At 66.4% G+C, this 24,852-nt stretch carries 5 protein-coding genes and 1 tRNA gene; 1 reads left to right on the forward strand and 5 read right to left on the reverse strand.

Annotation, left to right across the window (positions count from 1 at the left end; all coding sequences use genetic code 11):
• Positions 1-80: 80 nt before the first annotated feature.
• Positions 81-1,508, reverse strand: coding sequence for an FHA domain-containing protein (locus tag NG1_RS00875; protein ID WP_062966960.1), 1,428 nt, complete (start codon positions 1,506-1,508; stop codon positions 81-83).
• Between the two features lie 225 nt (positions 1,509-1,733).
• On the opposite strand from NG1_RS00875, the gene NG1_RS00880 reads away from it, so the two are divergent.
• Positions 1,734-1,816 (forward strand) — tRNA-Leu (locus NG1_RS00880).
• 88 nt (positions 1,817-1,904) lie between these two features.
• Here the strand turns inward: NG1_RS00880 and NG1_RS00885 are convergent.
• The 4 genes from NG1_RS00885 to NG1_RS00900 all read right to left on the reverse strand — a co-directional run bounded on the left by NG1_RS00885 (position 1,905) and on the right by NG1_RS00900 (position 24,794).
• Positions 1,905-2,333 (reverse strand): ester cyclase, encoded by a 429-nt coding sequence (locus NG1_RS00885; RefSeq protein WP_062966962.1) that lies wholly within the window; start codon positions 2,331-2,333, stop codon positions 1,905-1,907.
• Between the two features lie 148 nt (positions 2,334-2,481).
• Positions 2,482-3,867 carry a hypothetical protein gene (locus tag NG1_RS00890; protein ID WP_062967204.1) on the reverse strand — a complete coding sequence of 462 codons (1,386 nt, stop codon included), beginning with the start codon at positions 3,865-3,867 and terminating at the stop codon, positions 2,482-2,484.
• Positions 3,868-3,978: 111 nt separating this feature from the next.
• On the reverse strand, positions 3,979-23,052 hold the full coding sequence (locus tag NG1_RS00895) for an amidase family protein (protein WP_062966964.1): 19,074 nt from the start codon (positions 23,050-23,052) through the stop codon (positions 3,979-3,981).
• Entirely contained in the window at positions 23,052-24,794 is a 1,743-nt protein-coding gene (locus tag NG1_RS00900; RefSeq protein WP_062966966.1) for a WXG100 family type VII secretion target, read from the reverse strand. Before NG1_RS00900 ends, NG1_RS00895 begins: the two co-directional genes overlap by 1 nt.
• Positions 24,795-24,852 lie beyond the last annotated feature (58 nt).

Raw genomic sequence — 24,852 nt, forward strand, 5'->3', positions numbered from 1 at the left:
CCGTCGGTCGAGTTCGATCACGATACGGCCGACGAATCCCTCGAGAGCCATGTCGTGACCTGCACCGCGAGCTTACGGGATCAGACGATACGGATCAGGATCTCGGAGTGCCCGGCACGGATGACGTCGCCGTCGGCGAGCTGCCAGTCCTGCACGGGGGAGCCGTTCACCAGGGTGCCGTTGGTGGAGCCGAGGTCGGACAACATCGCGGTCTGTCCGTCCCAGCGCACCTCGATGTGCCTGCGCGACACGCCGGTGTCGGGCAGGCGGAAGTGCGCGTCCTGGCCGCGGCCGATGATGTTGCTGCCTTCCCGCAGCTGGTAAGTCCGGCCGCTGCCGTCGTCCAGCTGGAGGGTCGCCGAGTAGCCCGAACCGGCCTGCGGCGCGGCGCCGTAGCCCTGGCCGCCCGCGTAAGCCTGCGGCGCGCCGTATCCGGGTTGCTGCGAGTACGCCTGACCGTAGCCGCCCTGGTCGTCCTGACCGTAGCCGCCTTGATCGGCGTAGCTCTGATCGCCGTAGCTCGGATCGGTGTATCCCGACTGCCCGTATCCGGGCTGACCATAGCCTGGCTGGCCGTAGCCCGGCTCGGCGTAGCCCTGCTGGCCGTAACCGGCCTCGCTGTAGCCCTGCTGGCCATAGGCTTGGTCGGCGTAGCCCTGCTGGCTGTAGCCCTGGTCGCCGTAGCCTTGCTGGCCGTAACCGCGTTCGGCGTAGCCGCCCTGCTGGCCGTAGCCCGATTCGCCGTAGCCGGCTTGTTCGCCGTAGCCGGCTTGCTGGCCGTAGCCGGAGCCGGCTTCGCCGTAGCCCTGCTGGCCGTAGCCCTGACCGCCCTGGCCACCCTGGGGGTAGTCGTAGCCGTTCTGGTAATCGCCGTAACCCTGCTGTGCGTCCGGAGCCTGGTAATCCGCCCCGTACGCGCCGCCGCGGCCGTAGTCGTCGCGGTACGCGCCGTTCTGCGCACCGCCGCGACCGGCAGGCGGTGGAGCGTACCCGCGGTTGCGTGGATCGGACTCCGCGGGCTCACGGCTCGGGTCGTAGCCTGAGTTCTGCGTCATGGGGCCAGCTCCTGGTTGCGGGTTTGCAGGTCGTTGTGGCGGTGATTCGGGGCCGCGAGCCGCGCCGGCTCTGTGTCCGGCGTCGGGATCGACGCGGCCACTCGCCCTGAACTGTCCGGTGTGCAGCGTAGGTGATGCCTCGAACGCCACGTGTACTTCGCCGTAGGTCTGCCAGCCTTGTTCGCGGATGTAGTCCTGCAGGTGTTTGGCGAACGCGCGGGTGGTGAGGTCGTGGTCGGCGTCCAACTGCTGGTGATCGGAGGAGTTGATCGTGATCACATAGCTGTTGGGTGCCAGCAGATGCCCTCCGCCCACGTCTTGGACATGATCGGCGGCCTCGCGTTGCAGCGCCGCCTCCACCTCTTGGGGTACGACACTGCCGCCGAAGACTCGGGCGAACACGTCACCGACGGCGCCTTGCAGGCGACGCTCGAATCGCGAAACGATGCCCATCAAGGCCTCCCTTCGGTGCGCGTCTCTTCCTGATTCGTAACAACGACACGCGTGTATGGCGTGTCGTTAATCGACCACGTTCATTGCATGATATCCACGATCGTCCACACCTGTAACTCTTGGCGACGGCCGCGGGTTCCCGGGCCTGTCCAGCCCCCCGGTCAGGCCTCTGAAATGGCGATTTCGTATCCGGCGCGAGGCCGTGATACTGTCTCCCAGTCGCTCGGGCGAGTGGCGGAATGGCAGACGCGCTGGCTTCAGGTGCCAGTGTCCTTCGGGACGTGGGGGTTCAAGTCCCCCTTCGCCCACAGACGGGAAAGCCGCGTATCCGATTGGTACTGATACGCGGCTTTCCCCATTTTCGTGTTTCGAAACGCTGCGCTCGGGCCGCGTCGGTCAGTGTCCTCCCACAGCGGGTAATACGCCGAGCTGCTGAAGGAACCCGAGCACGTCCTTGTCGGACCACTTCTCGGCGATCCTGCCGTCCGCGATCCGATGGATCGCGGTACCGGTCATCGTCAATTCGTTCCCGGTCGCCGGTATCCCTGGGAGGTCCCCGGTATGGCGGCCATACGCGGTGAGTCGTGTCACGACCCGGTCGCCTTCCGCGAGCTGATCCTCGATCACGTGCCTCCCGGGAGTGGCGTCCCAGAACATGCGAAAGGCCTGTTTGAGGCCCTCGCGGCCAGTGGCGAGGCCGGGAAACGGCGGCGGCGAGTGGTCGAGGTAATCCTCCGCGACGAGGTCGTCCATGGCGTCGACGTTCCCCGCGTCGATCTCCTGATAGAACCGGCGGACCAGCGCCTTGTTGGCTTCCAGCGACATGATCGACCTTCCTGCTCGGGTGCCGGGCGGCGAACGGCCGTTGGGTACCCGAGTGTCGCGCCGCGCGGACAGCAACTTCTACCGACAGTGCTCAGAATATCGAATAAGCATCTCGGCGAACTATTGGCAAAGGAATCCGCCGGGGCAGTCAGGCCACCGGGCCGTGGCGATCGAGGAAGCGCTGCTCGAACCCGGCGATGAACTGCGCCCGATCGACAGCCGAAGACGAGTGCGCGAACTCGCCGTCGTCGGCGACGTAGAAGACCGCACGGCGGACCTTTGCGTTCGCGGGCACGTGCACCATCCAGCCGAAGCGGAAGCGCTCGGCGCTCAGCTGCGACAGCGGATACCCGGTGGTGTCCAGCTGCCGTCCGGTGATGTAGTCGCGTACCCGCCCGATCGCCTGTGCGGCGGGCATCGGCTCGGGCACGGTGGACAGCAGTCCGGCCGCCGAGAACTGGTAGAGCGCGCCGTCGATGTCGTAACGGCCGTCATCGGCGAACACGGCGACCAGCGCCGATCGCGTCACCCTTCCTGTCTCGGCCGCGGACAACAACGCGTCTATAGCCTCCGACGCGTCCCTTCCCGCGCTGTCCGCGAGCAGACCCGCCACGATCTTGATCGCCGTCTCCCGCGTCCACATGCCCGGCACGGCAGCCGCGCACTCCTGTGCGGGCGGTGACTGCCCCCGGTACCAGCGCCCCGCTTCCCACCAGTAACAGAACGACAGCAGGCCGGATGCCGCCCGCGGGTTCAAGACGGGGTCGGCCACCCAGTCCGGCGCGCCGCCGTACAACTCCGGCATCGGTGCGCCCGCGTTGTACGCCGCGTCCAAGGTCGGCGCGTTCCATACACCACCGGACAACACGGCCCGTCCGGCCGGGAGCGCGTGCAATGTCGATCCCCCGCGTGCGGTGCCTTCGAACACTCCTACCCAGGGCAGCATCCGTGGGCCCCATTCCGACCGCACCGCCACGAAGGCCGCGGCGATCGTCGTCCAACGCGACCACATCTGCGGGAACGGCGGGAACTCGTTCTCCGCGAGCACCGCCCACACCTGTTCGGCCCGGTCGGCGCGCGCCTGGGCGGCGGCCTGCTGCGGGGTGCGCCGCTGCCGGTCACCATGACCGATGTAGGCGGCCAACCACACGGGCACCTTCGCGCGCGGAAACGCCGCGAGGTCGGCGCGGTACGCCTCCGGCACGAACAGCTGATCGTCCGGGAAGGGCTCGTCGCCGTAGTCGTAGGCGACTTCGATCCGGCCGGAACTCGTCATTGCCAGCAGCAGACGCCACCAGGGTTCCGCGCCGCCGCCGGCCGAGACCGCACGGTGCTCCCGGACGATGGCGAGCACCGGCTCCGGCGGGTCTACCGGTATCGCCTGTTCGCCAACGACATACACGAGATGGGCGATCTCACCCACCACCGTGACAGCGAACACCGCGTCCACCCGCTGCCACCCCGTCGGCGCGTGTGCCGCCAGCGCACGAGCGAGCGGGTGTTCGACGGTCAGCCCACCGGGTTCGTCTGCCAAGTCGTCCTCCGTATCGATGTCGAGCCACTGGTCTCGCCGCACTCCGCCGAGTGAGCAATGCGCGTCCGCGGTGGCAGCGGACGTCGAAGATAGCCGGGGTGCGGCATGCTCTCACGGTTGCCATGAGCGGAGAATCTCGAGTTCCGCGCGCGGCGGCAGTAGCTTGGTGTGACCGGACAGCTCACGCACCTGGATCACAGCCTCACTGAATTCGCTGTTGACGAATTCGATCAGTTGGGGGGTGAGTTGTCCGGCGGCAGCCAGCGGCGCCAGCTTGACGGTGTCGTTCATGACCCGCTTGAACTTCTCGAGCCGGGCGAATTTGACCATGTCGGGGCCACCGAGTTCACGAGGCACCTCGATGCCGGGAATGAGATGGCCCAACCGGGCCCAGTCGTAGGCGCTCGGGCCGGTGACGGCGAGCTCCCAGTCGAGCAGTGTCACGTGTAGTTCGTTGCTGATGAGGAAGTTTCCCTCATTCGGGTCGGCATGCAGGATGTGGTGGCGGGACTCCCGCATCGATCCGGCCTCATCGATGAGTGGCTCGAAAGGATTTCCGCGCAGCAGGCCGAACTCGTCGAACAGCTGTCCGAAGCGGTCGTAGTGCCGACGATAGAAATTGTCTGTGTACCAAGCGATATGACTCAGGTACCAGGCGCCGGTGTCGCCCCTTGCGACGCCTGGTGGTGTCAGTCGCGCCAGCAGCGGATGGTCCTCCGGCATCGCGCGCAGCTGCTCGTGGATGTTCGCGAAAGCTCGCAGTATCAGGCCCTGATGGGATCGGATCGTTCTCCGGTCGGCCCGCCGGAACGTCTCGGCGAGATTGTCTCCCCGCGCGAGTCTTTCGATGAGAATCGGCGTCGATTCGTCGACGACGCGCCCGTCCGGCATGCGGCCGGTGATGACTTTCAGCAGTTGAGGCGCGTTCCGGACGTAACGAGAGATATCGGGGAGGGTGCTGTGCTCGGGTCCGAAACGTGGATCGTAGCTGTCGGTATCGGGCCGGCCAATGCGCAGGACCAAGCCGAGGGTCTCGAGGATGACTGTCGTGTTGTAGGTTCCCGACAGCGCATCATGAAGTAGTGGTTGAGCCGCTCGGTACACCGTCAGGCCCTCGTCGTGGTTCATGGCGAACCCCCGGCGGCCCCCGAGCGGTCGGTACTCGTGCGCGGTGAGCAGCTGAGACACGTCGCGGACGGTGGTTGGGGTCTCGATCAGCGGAGCGGCTGATCGGCTGGAGGCGTCCGGCGCGGATTCGATATCGGCGCCTTGCCCGACCATGATCAGCCCGATGGTGTTCGGGTCGCCGTCCCGGTCGCGGTGGGGGTTCAGCGTATACACATCTTCAGTGCCGATATGGAGCTGATCGGCGGTGAGGAGCCGGTCGTCGGCCGAGCCGGGAACGAGAACGATCTGGTCCACAGCTCGATCCATCCCCAGAGTATCGGCGGCCGAGCGCAGCACACCGATACCGTCGCCGTGGCCGATCACAGTGAACAACTGCGACCTGCGAGACCAACTCTGGTCGCTGCTGTCGAGGGATAATTCGCGGGTTGCGTCATAGGTGATGAGTTCCCGCATCACGTTGTCCCCGGCTACGTCTCGAGCCGCGACGACGTTCTCCATTGCCACGGTGTCCGGCTCAGCGGTGTGCGAAGGATGCCTTCGCCATCCCGCCCATCGTCGACGTCGATCCGCACCGGCTGCGCGCGGGCTTCGAGACGAAGGTGCCGGCGCATCGATTTCCCGCGGTGAGCCGACCGAGAACATGATCGCCACACGGGCGTCGCCGGGCGCGTGCTGCTGCGCTTTCTCGAACTGCTGGCAGGCGTGACCCGACCAGTGCGACAGGTCGGTTACAGGTGTGTCGGCTCCGGGGACGTTGAACGCGATGAAAGATGCGCTGTCGGCTTCGCCGATCGAGACGACACATCGGCCCGTGCCTCCTTCGGTGATGGGATCGTAGGAGATCAGCAGCACCGGTGGCGGACCCGAGCCGGGAACGGCGAGCCCGAAAGCAGCATGTCTGACCTCTGCCAACTGGTCGCGCAGCGTGGCCAGCTCATGCCGGCGTTCGGGCGCGATTCCGGGGGATTCGAGGTCGCGGGCGAGCGATAGCCGATTCGCCAGATCCCGCGCCCGGTATTCGATGCCGGGGGCAGCTCCGATGATGTGCGGATACTGTCTCAGCACCGCCAACTGCATCTGCGACACCGAAAAGTCCGTGGCCCCGGCCAGCAGGGAACCGATCGGTGTGTTCCCGCCGGTCCATCTCCCGAGTTTGTTCCACCATCGCATGTTCTTCGAAACGCTGTCGAAGGTGTCCTCGAACAGATCCGGGGAACCGCTGTGACGTAGCAATGACGAAATGCCGGCCTCCGGTCCCCGGACGTTGTGCAGCAAGTCCGCTGCGGTTTCGACGAGGGCACGCTCGTCATCGGTGGTATCCCAATCCCACGGCAGGACGGGGTCGAGCCGGTGCTCCCGAGTCGCGTACTCGATCCCCGGACTCTGGCTACCCAGTCCCCACAGCGCCCGCACGCCCCAGAGGAATGATCGGTGGAAGGGGGACTCCGATGCGAGGCCGAAAAAGTCCGACAGGGTTTCGTGAATGCGCCGCGCGCGGGTTTCGGACGATCGACGCGAGTCCGCGGCGAGGATGTCTTCGTAGAGTTTGTGTACGTTGTCGGCGGCGTCCTGGAGCGAATAGACGACGATGTGGTTCGCGAAGCGCGTGGTGGCCTCGGTCAGCAGGTCGTCGGCCTGACGCAGGCAGTCCAGTCCCAAGGCGAAGTTGCTCGTGGGGAGCAGGTAGAACGCCGCGTCGAGCAGATGCGGCAGGGCAGTCGCGGCCGTCGCGGCGAACAGCCGGTCGGAGCCGGTTCGCGCCCGATCGAGCGCGAGGGCGTGGACGGGCAGCGACTCGAAGATCGTGGCGTACCTGGACGAGAAGTTCTCCCCGGATCGCAGCTGTAGACGCGTGTTCATGACATAGGCCCACTCCGCGACCATTCGAGCGATCGTCGGGCTGCGCACGTCGTCCAGCACGACGGACTCCGCAAGCCGCACATGTTCCGCATCGAGGGCGCCATCCGGCGAGAATGCATCCTCCTCGAGCCAGATGCGATGCCGCACGGCTTCTTCGATACGGTTTGCCAGCTCCTGGAGATGTGCCGGGACCGTGTGGTGCATCGCACCCACCGACCAGCGGTGCTCGACGGCCGTACGGGACACAGCGAACGCGGCGTCGAGCACTGCGGTCATGCCGGCGTTCAGGTCGGCGAGGGTGCTTCGGCTCGTCCGCAGCCAGGACCCGAGAGCGAACAATTCGCGGTAGGTGCTCGGCGTGGTGGTAGGAGCGCTGTCGCCCAAGCGACCGGCCGCTTCCGACACGATCGCGCTCAGCAGGCGTGCCGGATTGATCACATGGTCGGTCGCCGATGGCGGTTCGCCGCGATGAATGGCCGCTAGCTGTCCGGCGACCCGGTGGGTGAAGCCGGTCAACAGGTGCTGGAGAGCGTCATCGGAGAGGCGTTCGGCCCAATTCCGGAGGTTGTCGAATGTGGCCTCGACTCGGAAGGTCGACAGGGCAGCGTTGGCGATTCGCTCGGCTTCGCTCCGTCCACCGCCGAACGCGCCGCCATGCGGGTCACCCACGTTCGCGGCATGGGCCACCACGCCCTCGGGCAAACCCCGTGGCACGCCGCCGAGGTGATTCGCCACTACCGACGGCGGATCGAAACCGACTCCATCGAGACCACGGGCACGTTGCGGGGGAAGATCCAGCACCACAGCCGGATCGACCGCAACGCGCTCCTCGAGCTGCTGCGCAGGGGTGGCTCGGGCGTGGTCCGCTGGCGTCCCAGCCTCTGGTGGGGGCGTGGGGGTGCCAGTCGCAGGTGCAGCCTGCGCTGGTGCTGTGGGAGGGCGTCGGGTGGCGCCGTCTCCGGCGGGGCCGGGCGGAACAAGCAGCTTGCGGCCGCCCAGGCTGCTGTCCACCGTGGGGAGAGTCGAAGCGGAGTTCCGGCAGGCCGCACAGTTGTCCAAGTGCTCTTCGACCTCGGCCCCTACCTTTCGGCCCAGGCCTCTGAGTGCCCACACGCCGAGCTGCTCCATTGTGGAGCGGCATGAATTCGGCAGGTGATGGGAAAGTTCATGGAGCAATACCCGGCCGGCTGCTACACCCTGACGGCGCAAGTACGGACGGACTACATCATCCAAGTACTGCACCTCGAGCGGTTTGGAGGCGATCTTGTCGAAGATGGCGACCGTCAGGTAGCGCGTGAGCAGGAAGTCGGGGGATTGCGGTTCCAGTTCCCGGCAGCCGGGATAGTGCACGGTCCACAGTGCGTCGTGGCTGAACATCAGCCACAACGCGTACTCCTCGGGCGTGAGGACGGGATCGCGTCCCGCCACCATGAGGTTGTAGCCCTCGGCATAACGGCCCGCCACCATGAGGTTGTGTCCCTCGGCGCGTAGCAGGCGGCCCCCGACGTAGGCCATTTCTCCCTGGCGAATCTGCTTGGTCTGGGGCAGCTCGTCCCCGGACACTCTCCTCCAGAACTTCTCGAAGGGCGTCATCTCCTCCACGTCGGCGCGATTGGCCTCGCGTACCTCCGCGTCGGCGTGAATGGTCCGCTTCTTCTCGGCATCGATCTCGCCACGGCCCGGAATGACCCGTCGTTGCTGGATCGTCGCGGGTCCAGGAGTCGCCTTGGGGGCCTTCAGCAATCGCTCGGCTCCGAGCGTCAACCGTACGGCCGCGTCGACTCCCGCATAGAGCGGTGCCCGTCGAATCGCTCGCCGCCTCATCCAAGCTTTTCGCTCGCTGCTTTCGATCCATTCCCGGCCGGATGGCTCACCTTCCCGAGGCAGCGGAAATTTCCAGAAGTAGGAAAAGATCTCCTTCCACGGACTCAGCCGCTCCATGAGCTCTTCCAGAGAGGGATCGGCGGGCATCACATGCGCGGCGGGCACGATCAAGCTGTTGGTCGGGTCGGCGGGCACGATCAGTCCGGCGGGAGTTATGCGAATACCGCCGCCGGTGTTCTCGCGAGCACCTGGCTGTCCTGCGGGGCGAGATTCGTTCTCATGGTGGTCGGTCGTTTCGATCTCGTCGCCGCGAGGCGTCGGTTGCGCGGCGGGTCGGCTGCCCGAGGCGTTTCCCGCTGGTTCGTGGGCACCGGACGGTCGCTGGGGCCCACGCCGACCGACCGCCCAGGCGTCCGGTCCGAGACGAGGGTCGACAGCATGGACCATGCCGGGGTCGAAGCGCCCGCGTGGGGGCGGCACTGTCCCTATGTCCCGGGCTTTTCGTTCGGGGATGTCCAGGGCCATTCCGGCGGGACCTGTCCCCGATACTCGATGCGAGTCGAACGGATTGGTCTGCCGTTCAGTCGAATGGTGCTGCTGAGCAGGGGCTTTCGGATGGTTCGATGCCGTGGGTGAATGCCGGTTCTCGGCTGTCGCCCGGCGATACAGCTGATCGGCGAACCGGGGCCGCGGCCGGGGCACCGCGTGGGCTTGCTCGAACGCGTAGGCGTAGCCGATCAGCGTGGGTTCGCTCCATGCCGCGGCTCGGAAGGTCACATTGACATGCTCTCCGGCTGGATGGTCGGGGTCGGCCGGAGTGCGGCCCGCCGGGACGAGGATGCAGGGGTATCCGGCCTTATCGCCTATCACCGATCCGTAGTTGTAGACGGATACCAATGCGGTGAGGTTGTGCTCGGCCATCACCGCGTCGATCCGGGTTTTGCTTTCGGCGATGTCCAATTGAACGTCTGCCTGGTATTTCGCCGTGTCGACGCTGTCCACGTCGAGGTCCATCGCCTCTGCGGAGAGAGCGAGGTCTTGGCCGTACTTCAAGGCGGTTTCGGCGTGGGCGTTGTTGTAGGCGATGATGTCGGCCAGGTTCTTCATCGGGGTGTCGGCCGGCAGCCGCGAAAGGTAGGCGTTCAGGTCGCGCTTGAATTCGTAGGAGAACACACTCGACCAGTCCGGGTTGTTGTCCTGGAAGCTGTGGGAGCTGTCCAGGTCGACGGTGATCAGGGTGGCGCCCTGGGCCGCCAGCGTATTCAACGCCGCATCCCACAAGGGGCGCTGTGGGGCATCCTCTGATGGAATCCCTGCCGTCATAACGCCGATCCGGGCCCCGCGCAGAGCTTCCGGATTCAGATCCGCGGTGAAATCATGGCCCGCCAAGGGATTGTGCGCGGTGGCAGGGTCTTGCGGATCGACGCCGACGAGCGCCGTCAACAACACCGCGGCGCCGGTGACGTCCGGACTGAACGCACCTGGGGTGTCACGGGTGGTGGCGAGGGGCAAGACGCCAGTGCGGGACACAGCACCCACAGTGGGCTTGAATCCGACAATCGAATTCCAATTGGCCGGAACCGAAATCGACCCTACTGTTTGGGTGCCTATGGCGAGCGGCACAAGCCCGGCCGCGACACCGACGGCAGATCCTGAGCTGGAGCCCCCCGGTACCAGGGACACGTCGATTGGATTGAGGGTCTGGCCGCCGTACGAACTGTACCCACCAGGCAAGGTGCTGCTCAGGTAGAACGCGAACTCGGTGAGATTGCCATGGCCGAGGATCACCGCGCCCGCCTCGCGCAACTGCGTCACCAGCGTGGCGTCCGTGCCGGGGTACGAGTCCGCGAGAGCCACCGAGCCAGCGGTGGTCGGCATGCCCGCGATGTCGATGTTGCCTTTGATCAGGACCGGCACCCCCAACAGTGGGCCGTGCGCGGCGCCGGTCCGCCGGAGTTCATCTGCGCGGGCAGCCTCCTCGAGGACCCGGGGATTGATGCCGATCACCGCATTCAGTGCCGAAAGCGCTTCAGCGCGTCGCAGACACAGCCGGGTCAGTTGCACGCTGGTGATCCGGCCGCTATCCAGCAGTTCGATAAGCTGCTCACTGGTCACCGGGACAAGATCCAGCGCCGGCACCGCGTCGGGTTCGGCATTGTGATCGCCGATGCCGATCGACTGGTCGCTGTCTATCGGCGTCGGTTCTGCCGTCACCGGAGCGGATTCCGCCGGAGACGGACCGGAGCTGTCCGCCGGATTGTCGTCGGCGTCGGTCGCGCGGGCCGGTTCCGAGTGGTTCGGAGTTTGTCGAGCTTCCGGTCGAGGTGCGCGTTCGCCCCAGGTCCGGCCGTCTTCGGGGTTGTGGTGGAATGCGAGATGGGCGTCGGGGGGAATGATCCCAGACCTGCGCCTGCCTGCGACGTGCCGGAAGCGCTCGGGGGCGAGACCGGCCGCTACGGCTGGGTCAGCGTGCCCACTTTCGACCTCGACCGCGTACGTGTGCGGTGCGGAACGGTCGATCGCGGCGGTTTCCGCCCGGGCGGCGGACTCGTCGCCTTCTTGCTCCGATCCCGCGCCGTGGGGCGCCGTGATCGCCGCGCCGGTCTCATCGAAGAATATCCCCTGCACGCCGGACGGTCTCGGCGATCGGGTGGAGGGCACATGATTTGCCCGCAGCACGCCCTCGACCGGACTTCGCAGCTCGATCCGCGTCGTCCCGTCCGGGGAGGCGCGGCGCACCAGCAGGTAGGGGTCTCGTTCCGGCAGGACGACAAGTGCCGAGACACCGTCGCCTCGATTGCCCGACGACTCGTCCCACGTCCGTAACCGGGCCTCGATCTCAGCGGCATCGGCGAAGTGCTGTGGCTGCCCACCGGTCGCGGCCGCCAGGACATCCACTGCCGTATCCCCCGGGCGAAGACGGGATGGTATCGCGATGTCATCGCGGCCGGTGACGTCACGGAAGTCCTGCAAAAGCAGCGATATGTCCGGATCGCCGGATGCTTGTCGCTGTGCCCATCGCGCCAAGAACTCTGCCGGCGATGATCCGTCACGTGTCACCGTCAACCAATGCAGCACTCGCGCCGGATGGGTCAGCGGCAAGGATGATTCGACCGCACCGGCCCTTGCCCCTTCGGCTACCCCCTCGACCGGGTCGAACGTATTCGTCACGGGGTCCGTGAACGTCAACAAGGAATAGTGGGGTAGCTGGGCAAGCCATTCGGTGTACCCGACATCGGCCGCGATCAGATCCAGTTCACGATAGAGCTCATAGGCCGCCCGCAACATCGCCGGTGCGAGGTGATGGAGCACCCAGTTACCCTCGTCCGCCACGACGTGGATGAACTCATGATGCGTCAGCTGGTAGATCATGTCCTCGGCCGACTCCGCCCAACGATGGTCCGCGGTCTGTTCCGCCCACGCTCGCGCGAACTCCGGATCGGTGAGGATCTTGCTGTTGAGGGTGACAGTGACGTAATAATCCTTGGCGTCGGGAGTGGTGGTGCCGAAGCTCTGGGTCAGGCCGAAGCCCTCGATTTCGTCGTCGAACCTGAAGTACCGCAGAGCGAAACGGCCGCCGTATTCCGCGATCAGGTCTCGCAGCGCACGGTCGACGGATTCGACGGCTCGCACCGGAACGACCGAATCCTTCCAACCCCGAAAGCGGATGCGGTGATCGTCGTGCAGTTTTCGAACGATGCGCGCTTTCGCTTCGAGAGCTCCCCGGGGCGGCGGATCGACGACGCTGTCGCCGCTCGGTTCCGTCCGCGGCTCGTCGAACCGAGCCCACACCTCACCCCATTGCTCGACACCCGACACGGTGGCGAGGTCGAGCAATTCCCGCACCTCTGCTCCGATCTCGGCGTGGCTGAACAGCGGCGCATGCCACGTGAACATCTCGATGTCGGGAGATCGCTGGGGACGGTATTGGTCGACGTCGAACGACACGTAGAGCGATCGGGCATCGGCCTGCGTGGATATCCGCAGTGTGAGCCGCGCCTTCATGTCCTGCACGGCCGTCTGTTCCTCGTACCACTCGACGCCGCGCCGTTGCAGTGAGCGGGTGTAGCGCTCCATGTACGTCATCGCGTTGCGCCCCGCGCCACGCACCAACTCGGTTGCGGCTTCGATCTGACTCCGATCTCGCCAGCCGCGCTCGCGCATCATGTCGGCGACGGCCATCGCGACCGCCTCCAAATCCTCCTCGGTGCGCAGACCATCGGGTGCGTACAGCGGAACGAATTCCACGGTCAGATCCGGATTCAGATCTCCTCGATCCACCGGCAGATCTCGTACCGCGGCAACGGCGGCCTCGTCCGGATCCATCCGGGAGTGCCGGCGTTGCCCTCCTCCGGAGACCCAACCACCCCCATCTATGTGGAGTTCGCCGAGTTCGCGCAGCCGTTTGCGCATTTGGCGCGGTGTTTCGTGAGCCGAGGGGCTACCGTCCGAGAGTGCGCCGGCCCCGCCTACGTCATCCCAGGTAGGAACGCTCGCGTGCCCGATCAGGCCAACCTGCCTCGAAGCGCGCTGTGATGCGGGGCGGTCGTGCGCGGTCGGCTCCTCCTCGGATGTCGGCGTCCGGCTCTCATGGGTCTCTGAAGCCGGTCGGTTGTCCGTGACCGGAGGTTCCGTCGTTGTGCGCTGTTCGGGATGATCGTCGGTACCGATGATTCGTCTTTGCCTGGCGACCGCCACGATCTCCGCTCGGTCGCCGATGACGCCGAGCTTGACCCGAATGCGTTCGAAGCTGTATTTCACCTTCTTCCGGGTGATATCGGCGGCTTGTGCGATCTCTCTCGCAGAGAGGCCCTTGGCAGTCAGTTCGAGGACTTCGATGTCGAGATCGGACAGGCCATGACGTCGGTGCGGTGTTATCGGCGCGGACGGCGGAGTCGCCTTGTTCGGACGGAGGGTGGAGGGTGCGGCCGCCTCGCCGACCTGCGCGTCATCAGCCACGCGCCGACCTACCACCGTGGTGCCCACCCCGAACTTGCCGACCACGTAGCCCTCAGTGCTCAACTGTCGATACATCCTCTCCACGGAGCTTTTCGACATATTCAGATGAATACCGAGTTCCGCAGGGGTGGGCAGTAACCGACCCGGGGAGAGCCGGCCGGAAAGGATCGATCGGCGCAACGCGGACATGACGGCGACACGCCAATCACCCCCCGCCGCCTGTGCCAATTCCTTCATCGACGACTCGCCGGTGAAGATCTCCAGCAACTCGTCAGGAGTAACCACAGCGTTCTGAGGCGCCGCTGCGCTCGGCCATCGGTCGCGGCTCGCTGTGGTCGCTCCAACCCCCTTCTTCATCACCAGGTAGCCCTCATCGGAGAGCTGCCGATACGCATTGCCCACGGGGGTTTTCGACGGTATGCCCAGATGCTCGGCCAGCGCCGGAGCCTGGGGCAGCCAGCGACCCTCGTGCAGCTGACCCGACTGGATCACCGCGCGCAACCTCTGAGTCAGCGCATTTTCCCAACCGATCCGCTCGGCATCCTGTGCCAGCCTCGTCCTCGTTACTGCTGCCTCTAACACCTCGAGCAGCTCCGGCGGGGTGAGCGGGAGCATCCTGGCGAGGGCGTGTACGGCGCGGTGCCGCAGTGACTTGGCGGCATCCGCCGAACGATTGCCGCTGATCGCGGCCGTCGCGTCGGCGACCGTCAGACCCTGTAGAAAACGGAATTCGAGATACTGTTCGTAGTCGGGGTTGCCGAGTTGCCGGATGGTATGCCGCAGCCGATAAAGCTCATGGTGGGCCCCATTGGCGGCCGCATCCAAAGCTGACTCGGCCGCCGCCTTGACCGCTGTCAATGCTTCGCCGTCCGTGTGAGCTTCGGCGGGCCTACTCTCACCGGCCACGTCGGAGACACCGGAGGGCGTCGCCGGGGCGTCGGGTGTGTCGGTTCCAGCTTCCGGCGCGGCTCCCGGATGCTCTTGGTCGACGGGCGCGGAATCGTCGGCATGGTCCGCGGCACTGCGCAGCCGTGTGACCACGCCAGGGTGCCATTCGGGAAATTCGTACTCCTCGAACAAAGGCAGTAGCGCCTCGACGTTGCGCCGATACGTGTCGAGCTGTGATCGGCTGCGGTGGTTGGACACCCACACGTACGGGTCTTCTTCCCTGTCGGCGACTACATCGCTGACATAGCGCCGTGAGAAGGGGCTCGAAGTGGGATCCACCGGAGCTCGAAACGCGAAAGCGTGGTCGTAGCCGTACACGCGATCCCCGTCGCGCATCCAATTGCTCTGCCGATCCCAGTTGTTGATCGCCACATCGAGCAGACCCAGTTGTTCCGCGTCCGGATGGCCGAGCAGAGCCTCCATAGCGGAGATGGCCCCGGGGTCCTCCATCGTTCCTGGCACGGTGATGCCGGGCAGCCACGGCATCCGTATGGCGTGATCGTCGCCCTCGACCGGAAGAACCGGCGGCACAGGCGCATCCATGGCATGCCCAACCGCGGAAGCCAGAATTTCGGCGGCCCGGGCGGTTCGTGACAGCGCACTCTTTTCGACCGCAAGGAAACCGTTGGGGTAGGTGAGCAATTCGGTCACACTGTTCTGGGTGAACATGTGCGCGGGTGCGGTCCGCAGCGGGGGACCGGAGCGTTCGGCCTCGGCCAGCTGCGCGGCGAATTCCGAGGCGGACATCATGCGAGGGGGCCGATTGTCATCAAAGGGAAGGTCCGGGGCGTTCACGGTAGTGCTCGAGGTGCCCAAACGGCGGAGCTCTTGCAACGTCTGGTCGAGCGACTGGGAGAAGCCGGTCGGCTCGGCGAGCCAGATCAGCGCCCAACTGCGCATCATCCTCGAGTGCTCGTGAGTGGGCAGCTCCGGATGGGCAGCGGTGATGGTTCCCCGCAGCAGTGTCATAGTTCGGGCGGCGTGCTGCGCCGGTTCCCAGTGGGGCAACCGCTCGGCGATGGCGGTGAAGGCACGACGGGCCTCGCTCAGCAGGTCGAGCGCCAGTCCGGTATCGCGGGATCGAGTCAGATAATGGGTGGCCACTGCGGTCAGATCAGCCAGATAGGGTGCCGCGGCGACGGCGAAATCCGGCTCGGATCCGGTTCGAGCACGAGCGAAAGCTTCCGCTTCCGCGGACAGCGACGCCATGGAGCGAGTGAGTTCGGGATCGAATCCGATCTCGGACCTCGACGTCAGGTACTCGTCGACGAACTCCGACCAGTCGGTTCCGCTGGTTTGTTGTACCGTTTCGAAATGCAGCAGCAGGCCCTGCACCTGGTCGATCGCGGCGGTGGTGCGTCCGCGGTGCTCCGGATCCGCGGCACTCCGCGGCGTGAATGACGACTCCGCGGACCACGGGACGGAACCGAAGGATCGTTCGATCTTGTCGACCGAACGGCCGAGATGCTCTGGCAGGCTGTGCATGAAGTCGAAGTCCTGGACCACGGTGGACCTGTGCGCTTCAGCTGTGCCGGCCGCGTCGAGCGCCAATGCTCCGGCCACGGTGAACACGGTGTTCGCCGCCGCGTACAGCTCACGGACAGTCGGTAGCTGGGCGGCCAGCTGCCGACTGACGGCGAACAGAGTCGCGTAGTCGTGGATCGGCCCCGAGTGCGTTTCCGCCCTGAGCCGGTGGCTCTGCTCCCACATCACGATGCTCAATGCCCGAGCGGTTGCCACCACCTCCGATCCCGAGGGAGGCGTGCCGCGCTCGAGCGCGTCCAGATGGGCGGTTGCATCGGCGTGCAGGCGATCGAGCAGGTTGCTCGCGTCCTCGTCGGAAAGCCCGGCGGCCCAGGCACGAAGATCTGCGTACTCGGCGTCGCGGAAGTCGGGAGCCGAGGACGGCTTCGGAGCCGTGGGCTCGTTCTCGGCCGAATCATGGGCTTGCGTCTCGGGCTTGCCGGACGGCTCGTGGCCACCCAGCTGTCCTGGCTCGTCCGGATCCGCGGTGTGCTTCGGTTCGGGTCGTCCGCCGCGGGCGAAACCGCCGCCGTCTGCGTGGGCTTCGGCGAGCCTTTCTATGCGCTTGTGTCTTGGGACGCGGCCTCCCCGTTCCCAGGCTGGGCCGCGGTCGTCGAAGGGGTTTACGAGATCGGGGACGCCCCCGATCAGACCGGTGCGCGGAGCACTGGCGGGTCGGCGTTCTTGGTCCACTCTCTCGGACGCCGCGGTCCGCTTCCCGGTGGACGGCTCACCATCGGTCCGCTGCCAAGGTGTCTTCCGTCGGCGAGGAGAATCCGCCGGGGTGGAGGAGCGGGTCGACGGCTTCTGGCTGCTCCAGGGCGTCGGCGCACCCAAAGCCCGGGGGTGCTGCGGCGCGGCCTTCGCTCCGAGGTCGCGCTGCACCGCCGGAATCTTGCCGTCGAAATCTTCGACGAGATCGATCACCCGGTCGGGGAACCGATCCAGCAGGGCGGCGTCGATCAACGCGCGTACTTTGTCGAAGTGGGGATTTTCCACATCCGGGTCCTCGAAGGAAACGAACCCGTGCAGACGCCCGTCATCGTGGATTCGCCACCGGATATTGCACTGCGCTGCGCATCCCTCGGTTTCGACGCTGATCAGCCATGGACTCCCGACCGTCTTCGCCAATGCCGCGTGTGCCGGTCCGCGTGCTTCGACCGCTGGGAGTACCAGGCGGTCCGGACCGCTTTCCGAAGCCACCGCGGTGACCAGACCGCCCACCGACGTCCGGTTCTCGCCGGGGAGCCCTCCGATTTCCCGCACTACGACAGTCCCTCGAACGCTCTGTTCGGCGGCGTGAACGGCGTGAGTCGGTGAGCCGGGGGTGAGCACCTGCTCGGTACCAGGAGCCCACGAGAAGTGCGACTGGGCGAGCCAAGGTGACAATTTGTCGTACAACGCTTGCAGGATCGGATAGGTCCGGTGCGGCTCGGGCCCTGGATCGAAATTGCGCAACCATGCGGTCGCGGTATCGGCAGCCGCGGTCTTTTCCAGGGTGACCAGACCCGGTTCGCCGCGGACCGGATTGAGCGTGATGTCGACCCGCAGACCGCCGTTCGCCGGGATGTGCACGCCTGCGACTTCCACCCAGAAATCGTCTCCGGCGCCCGGGATGAGTGCGGAGATACGGCGCTCCAGGCCGTTGCGAGATCCGATGAAACCAGCACCCGGAACTATTTCGGATGCGGAATATTCTCCTTGCGTTTCTGGCGCATCCCACCAGAGCCGGCCCTGGATCTCTGTGAGGTGCTTGAAGTGGATCGTCGAGATGTCCACGTGCTGACTCAATGCGAACCAAAGTTGTGCTAGATACTTGGGCTGCCTCGAAGCGGCCAGGAACAATCCACTGAGTGGGCCCACCAGTGTCGGCCGCCCATTGATGATGATCCAGTATCCGAAGCCGGAGAAAACGCTCTTTCCGCGAGGATCATCACCTTTGGTCCGGAGGTATGAATTGTACAGATGTGGATGCTCTCCCGATACGGTGCGAGTGGTGACCCATTTACCGGTGTCGGTGAGCAGAAAAGTGTCCCCTGCGCGGGCTCGGGTGTTGTAGGGTTCCCCGTCCGGCCCGATGAACAGGTCGTTTTCATCGGTATCGAGGATCACGACCTCGATCGGTTTCATCCAGTGGTCGTCGGAATCGGGCGGAAAACCCGGCTCCGCCGTCTCGTACCGCGGTTTGCTCGGTGCGGCGCGGGTCGCGGTCGGAAGGTGATCCGGGTTGCCGATTGGGCGCCCGGCGGAGTGCTGCCGGGGGGCGGACTCGACCGGGTCGTCGTTGGTGTCGGTCGAGGGCGCGGTTTCGTCGCTGTTCGCGTGTGAGTGGTTCGGGGGCTCCTCGGGTTCGTCCATACCCGAGAGCTGCCCGGTGACAGGATTCTTGTAGTTGACTACGCCCCAATCGAGTCCGTCAGGTCCGAGGATGCCCGTCAATGTCCGGTGCCGCTTGCGGGCGGGACGATCGGATGCGAACGGATCGGTGTCCTGGAAGGACACCACTGGTCCAGGAGACTGCCCACCGCCTCCCGGCTGCTTGGGACGGCTCGACGGGGCGACGTCCGTCGGTACGAACCTCGGGTTGCCGGTTTCCTGGAAAGGGCTGTCGACTGCGCCATGCGGTCGACTCGGCCGTCGTCCACTCGGGGAACCGCCGCCACTTCCCGTCTTCTCGGCGCCGGTGACCGGGGCAGCATCCATCAGCGGAAGGTTGCCTGTGCGTAGTGCGAAGGCCGCCATCCCCGCACGATGGTGGGTACCGAACTTCTGGTTGATATTGAAGACGTACGTTTTCACGCTCTGCCGGGTAAGGCCCAGCGCGGCGGCTATCTCGTTGTCGTTCTCGCCTTTCGCGACCAGGCCGAGCACTTCTCGTTCACGGGGCGTCAGTTCGGGCCGGGCGGCGCCATCCGACGCGGTCGCATCGATCGGGGGAATGATGCCGGTGCGGATGACGATCGCCACCGACCCGGCTCGGGTGCCTACTCCGAGTTTTCGATTGATCCGCGACGCGTAGGACTCCACAGTCTGCGGGGTCAGTGCGAGATCGACGGCTATCTCGGCGCTGGTCTTGCCTTTCGCGATGAGGGTCAGCACCTCGATCTCGCGTTGGGTGAGCTCAGGAAGAGCCTGGCCGGAATCGCCTGCCTGTGTGGTGCGAGGAAGGACGTCCGCGCTGACGGCCACGGCAACCATCCCCGCCCGGGTGGGTGAGCCGAGCTTCTCACCGGCGCGCTCCACGAGAGAATCCACCGCCGCCACGGAAATGTCCAACTGCGTGGCGATCTCGGGGCTCGATTTGCCTTCCGCGACCAGAGCGAGGACCTCGGTCTCGCGCGGGTTCAGGCCGGGCAAGGGCGGGCGGGTTCGATCCGCGGGCTCGTCGAGCGTTTGCGGCAGAATGTTTTTGCGGATCGCCGCCACTACCGCCGTTACCCGGTCCTCTGCGCCGAGTTTGCGTTCGATGCGGACGAGGTGGGCCCGGACCGTGGTTTCCCTCAACCCGATCAACACGCCGATTTCCCGGAGTGATTTGTCCTCCGCGACCAGCCGGAGTTCGGTCAGCTCGAGGTCTGTCAGCGTGCCGGTGCTGTCGAGCGGCTCCATCGGCAGCAAACGGACGAATGCCTTGATCGCGTCGCCCTGCAAGGGTGAGAGCTCTTGGCCCTTCCCGACCGCGGATACGACATCGATGACTCGCCTGCGCACCAGCGGACTCAACTTGCTGAGAATGGCCAGATCAAGTAACTCCATCCGGGCCAGTGCCTGGCTCACCGGGTGAAGCTCCCCCGCACCCTCGGTTTGCCGATAGGCGGCGGTGATCCCATCCCTTATGCGAGTGAAGTCGCGAGGAGGGCCGTCGGTTCCGTGGGTCGTGGCCTGCCTCTGCTGGTTCGGGTCGCGTAGCGGACTGGAACGGTTGTCGGAATTCTTCGCATCGGACCGCACGCCCGGCGTCGGCACCGAGATAGGCGTCCTGGTCGCGTCTTCCGGCGGTGGCGGAGGTGGGGGCGGCGGTTGTTTTTTGCGGCGTTTGGGTTTGTCCTCCGGCTCGGCACCCATCCGGGTGACCAGGCGCTTACCTTCCCTCTTCTTCGGTTGCGGGGCGGGTGAGAGGTGTGGGACTCCGCCTATGGCGGGAAGGCGGCTGGGGTCCTCGCTGTATTCGAGGGAATGCGGGTTCAGGTGGGGGGCCGCAGGTTTTTGCGGAGCGCCTGGGGTTTCGGAGTTCGGTTCGGTCGCATACCGGGACGGCATCGCCAGTGAGTCGGGCGTTTTGCCGAGACCGGCGTCCAGATCGGTTGCCGGTGCGGCCGAATGGCGGTCCGACAGAGGATTGGTGATGTCGGGTGGCCGTGGTGACGTGGGGTAGGGGGTGTTTCCCGAGTCGTCAGGATTCTGGAAGGCGCGGCCCAAACCGACGGAATTGTTGGGCAGGGGAGTCAAAACGGGAGTGTGCGGAATGACCGGGATGGCATCAGCCGGTGGTTCGTCCTCCAACGGGTAGGAGACGCCGGGGATGGTTACGTAATCCCCGGCGGGCTTCTTCTGGACGTTGTGGTCCCGGGGGTCTTGTTGGACGCTGTGCTCCCGCGGGTCTTTCTGGACGTTGTGCTCTCGGGGATCGTCCACGACGGTTCCCGGCGGGGTGGGGAACTCTTCTGGGTCGGCGTCGGGTTCGTCGTCGGTGCCCGACCGGACGGCTGCGGCGATGGGGGGAGGTGGCGTCGAAGAAGTCTGGGGCGTGGCCGAAGCCGAGGTTATCGGCGCATTCGTATGGGCACCCGGTGTGGGGCTCGCCAGCGGTCCGGTGCTTTGGGAGCCGCTGGGCGGTGTGGGGCCCAGGGGTGGCTTCGCTCCGCCGGTGTGCGAGGTGCTGCCTGCCGCCGTCGGGGCGGCCGCTGACGGGGTTGCCGAGTTCGTGACGTTCGAAGGGACGACGGGGTTTCGCGGCTCCGCCGTGGCGGAGGCATATCCCGCCTGCGCTGGGTCGGCCTTCGGTATCGCCGCACTGGACTGTGCGCCGGGAATCGGCGTATCGGTCCCGGCGGACACCGCAGGTGCGGAATCGGGAATCGATTGCGCGTGGCCCGCGACGAGGTCGTCCGTTGCGGTATGAGTCGCAGGCGACGGTGGGGCGTCCACCGCTTGCATCGGCGCTTCCACCGAGGGTGCGGTGGTATCCGCAGTCGCCGGTGGGGAAGTCTGTGCCAGTTCCGCTTCCAGCGTGGCGATCTCCGCGTCGAAATCGACTTTGTGAACGGGATGTGCCTCGTGGGTGGTAGCCCCCTGGTCCAGCGATTCACCGGACGGTCGCGGGCCTGTCATGTCCTGGCCCGCCGTCTGTTCCGGTGCGAGCAAGTACATTTCCCCGGCGGGGCCGTGTTCGATCGCGATGGGCGCGTAAGCACTGCTGCCGTCGTCGAACAGGACTTCGGTGCCCGGCGCGATGTCGGGTTGGGTGACCGCGCCTTCGGTGATCACATTGATCCCCTGCTGGTCCGGACGCACCTGAGGATCGCTGATCTGGAACTGGCGGGCAGGCAGTGGTGTGACCGGACCGCCTTCGGGATGTGCGGCCACCGCCACGCCGCCCCGTGCGGGCTGAGCGGTGTCCCACGCGGGCCAACCGGTGCCGCCGCCACGGGATGGGTGTGACGACCCTCCCGACGGGTAGTCGGGCGCGATGCCGGGTGTCGTTCCGCCGCTGCCGTCCGGCAGCTGTCCAGGGCCGTCGCCCCCCATTATTCGGGCGAGGGCGTCGTCGACCATATCGCGGAGGATCTGATCGCCCTCCGCCATCATCTCGGGGGTCAGGTCGTCCGGCCGGTCCATGGAACCATCACCGGACTCGGGCCCGGGGCGCCTCGCTTGCGGCGCGTCCACCTCACTGGTGGTGGAAACAGGTTCAGGAGTCGCCGATTGCGTCTGGGGAGGCTGACCGTCCCCAGGCGCGGAAATCCGCACCGATGGCGCGGCGTCGGAGGGTGGACCCGAATCCGCGGATGCCACCGGTTCGGGTACACCGGTATATGCCCCGGCACGCGCGGCCCGCACCGACGCCCCGAGCGACCCGACCAGTCCCGTGCCGAACCCGGTCCACACCATGGTGGCCAGGTCCTTGCCGCGCAGTTCGCCCTTCGTCAGAGCGAATGCGGTCAGGCCGCCCGCGAGACCACCGGCCATACCGCCCACGCCGCCCGCGGCGACGGTGCCGAGCACCCGGCCGCCCGCTCGCATCGCCGCGGGCGCGACACGACGACCGACCTCGACACCGACCAATCCGCCGACCGCGCCTGCTGCCGCTCCGATCCTGACCTGCTGCCAATCCACCGCCTTCCGGTGGCCTTGGGCGATCTGCACACGCTGGGCGACATAGGGAACCCCACCACCGATCGCCGTCCCGAAGAACACGCCTTTCGAAGCCAGCACGAGTCGTGGGTGTTCGGAGACGAACCGCGCGGCGCGTGTCAGCATGGTCAGCACCAAGTCGCGCTGGGCGAGTTCCATCCCCGCCCGGGCCTCGGCGCGATCGGCGATCGCCTTCACGATGCTGCCGGGTGGCGGCATCGCCATATCGATGATCACCTGCGCCAGCAGCGCTCCCGCGATCCCGATGAGGACGTACTGCTGGTACTCGATGGCTGTGGCGTTGTCGTACAACTGCCGCGCCATGGCGTTGTTGAACTCGATCTGCGCCCGGATCTGGTCGATGATCTTGCGGTATTGCTTCTGTACTTCCGTACCGGTCTCGCCCTCGACCGCCTTCTCCAGCTGCTCCACCACCGGCTGGAGCCGATGCAGCACCAGGACGAGCCCGTTCGCAGCGTCCGACCAGGTGTCGGCGCTGCGCCGCATCGCCTCGGGATCCCCCTCCGGAAAGTGTCCCAGCACCATCGCGGTCAGCCAGTCGGGGAAATAGTCGGGAATCTGCACCATCAGGCGCTCGATCGTCCGCGCGCGTGCTCGACGACCAGTCTGTGCAGTACTTTTGCCGGTCCGCAGGCGCCCTCGCCGCGCAGTTCGACTTCGGTGAACCCTTCGACCACCGCCGCTCGGGGGTCGAAGCGGTCGCCGGAGAAGCACGCTCGGATCAGTTGGGCACGCCATTGCCGGTAACCGCGGACGATCGCGGCGAGTGTGTCACCGCGGTCCCACGGCCCGCTGATGCGCTGGTACTCCATGAGCAACGACCGATGCGCGGACTGCCGGACCCGGGGCCCCGCACCCGCTTCGAGAATCCGGCCGAGGTCGTGCACGATGGTCGAATACATCGGCCGCTCACCGGATCCGGCTACCCGCTCGCCCGATCGAATCGCGGTCTCGACTTTCTCTTCGAGCAGCGCCTGACTGGCCGCCGTGACACGGTCGAGCAGGATCCGCTCACCGGTGACCGGACCCTCCGCCTCCTGCGTCGCGCGAGCCGACGTCACACGCGACACCGCACCGTCCGGTAGGTCGGTGATCTCTATCCCGGCCAGCTCGATGTAGGGGTGTTTGCCGAGGATGCCGTCGACGGCCGCCGCGATTTCGTCGACCGTACGTCTGGATATTCCGGAGGTGTCGAATCCGGCTATCCGGAGCCCATGGCGAGCGGCGAGCTCCTGCGCGGCGGTCACCGCGTCCGGATCCGTCCGTATCCGGGAGCGCTTCGCTTCCGCCGGGGCCGGTTTCGGCTTGCGCCGTCTCGCGTCCTTGCCGGTTTTCCCGGGTTGGGCCGCGTCGGGCCGGGGACCCTTCCGGCGCGGCGGGTAGGCCTGGCCCGGTGATGGATTACCGGCGTTTCGCGACCACGGCGTGCCGGGTGCGTTTCGCATCCACGGCGAATCGGGCGGCCTCGTCCATCGGCCTTCCGGTGTTCGCTGGACGGGCCCCGGTTGCGGTGCGCCGGGTTTGGATGTCGCCGCCGCAGCGGGTGAGCCGGTGGCGGGCGGCGTGGCAGTGGCGGGGGACGCCGGGGTTCGCGCGGCCGGCGCGGCGCCTCGCGCGATCGGCGTCGCTCGGTCCGGAACCGAAGGCGTCGGGGTGGAGTTGGGTAACGGCTCCTGCTCGGGTGAGTCGGGTCCGCCGATTGAGCCGTATTCGCCGGGGCTCGCGCCGGGCACGGTCGGATCCGCGGTCGGTTGGTAGCCGGGTTGCTCGGTTCCCTGCGCGGCGGTGGGGTCGTTTGCCGCAGCGGTGGGGTTGTACGCCGGAGCGGTGGAGTCGTAGGGCGGAGGGGTGGAGTCGTAGGGCGGGTTGGGCGAGGGGGAGTCGAGAGCGGAGTTCGGCTCGGCGGCATTCGGCGCGGAGACGGGTTGATAGGGAGCCGGGCTCCGCCATTGCGGCTGGTCGAACGGAGCGCTGCCGACCGGCCGCGCGGCGAACGGATCCTGATCGCGAAGTTGGGAGCCGAGGTTCTGGTCCTGGTCCCGCAGGACTTCGCCGGCGTCCGCGACGCTGCCGCTCATTCCGCGCAGATTGTGGACCAGGTTCTCGAAGCCGGTGATTCCCTTGTCGGCCGCGGGCTCGTAGCTGTCGCCGAAGATCCGGCCCGGCTCGTCGTCGCCCCAGCACTTTCCCTCGGCGGCGAGCCTCTGCTTCAGGCGCGCGAGTTCCTCCTGCGCCACGTCGGCGATCGCGGCGAGTTCCGGGGTCAGCGCTCGCAGCAGGTCGGTATCCACCCGCAACGACCGACCCATATCCCGGCAAACCCTTCACCTGCATCAACGACACCGAGAGAAGACATTGTCCTCCCGG

Source organism: Nocardia gamkensis NBRC 108242 (assembly GCF_001612985.1).
Taxonomy (GTDB): domain Bacteria; phylum Actinomycetota; class Actinomycetes; order Mycobacteriales; family Mycobacteriaceae; genus Nocardia; species Nocardia gamkensis.

Coding starts and splice junctions, on each gene's coding strand:
- NG1_RS00885 (WP_062966962.1), bottom strand. CDS start 2,333: ATGTCGCTGGAAGCCAACAAGGCGCTGGTCCGCCGGTTCTATCAGGAG.
- NG1_RS00895 (WP_062966964.1), bottom strand. CDS start 23,052: ATGGTGCAGATTCCCGACTATTTCCCCGACTGGCTGACCGCGATGGTG.
- NG1_RS00900 (WP_062966966.1), bottom strand. CDS start 24,794: ATGGGTCGGTCGTTGCGGGTGGATACCGACCTGCTGCGAGCGCTGACC.
- NG1_RS00875 (WP_062966960.1), bottom strand. CDS start 1,508: ATGGGCATCGTTTCGCGATTCGAGCGTCGCCTGCAAGGCGCCGTCGGT.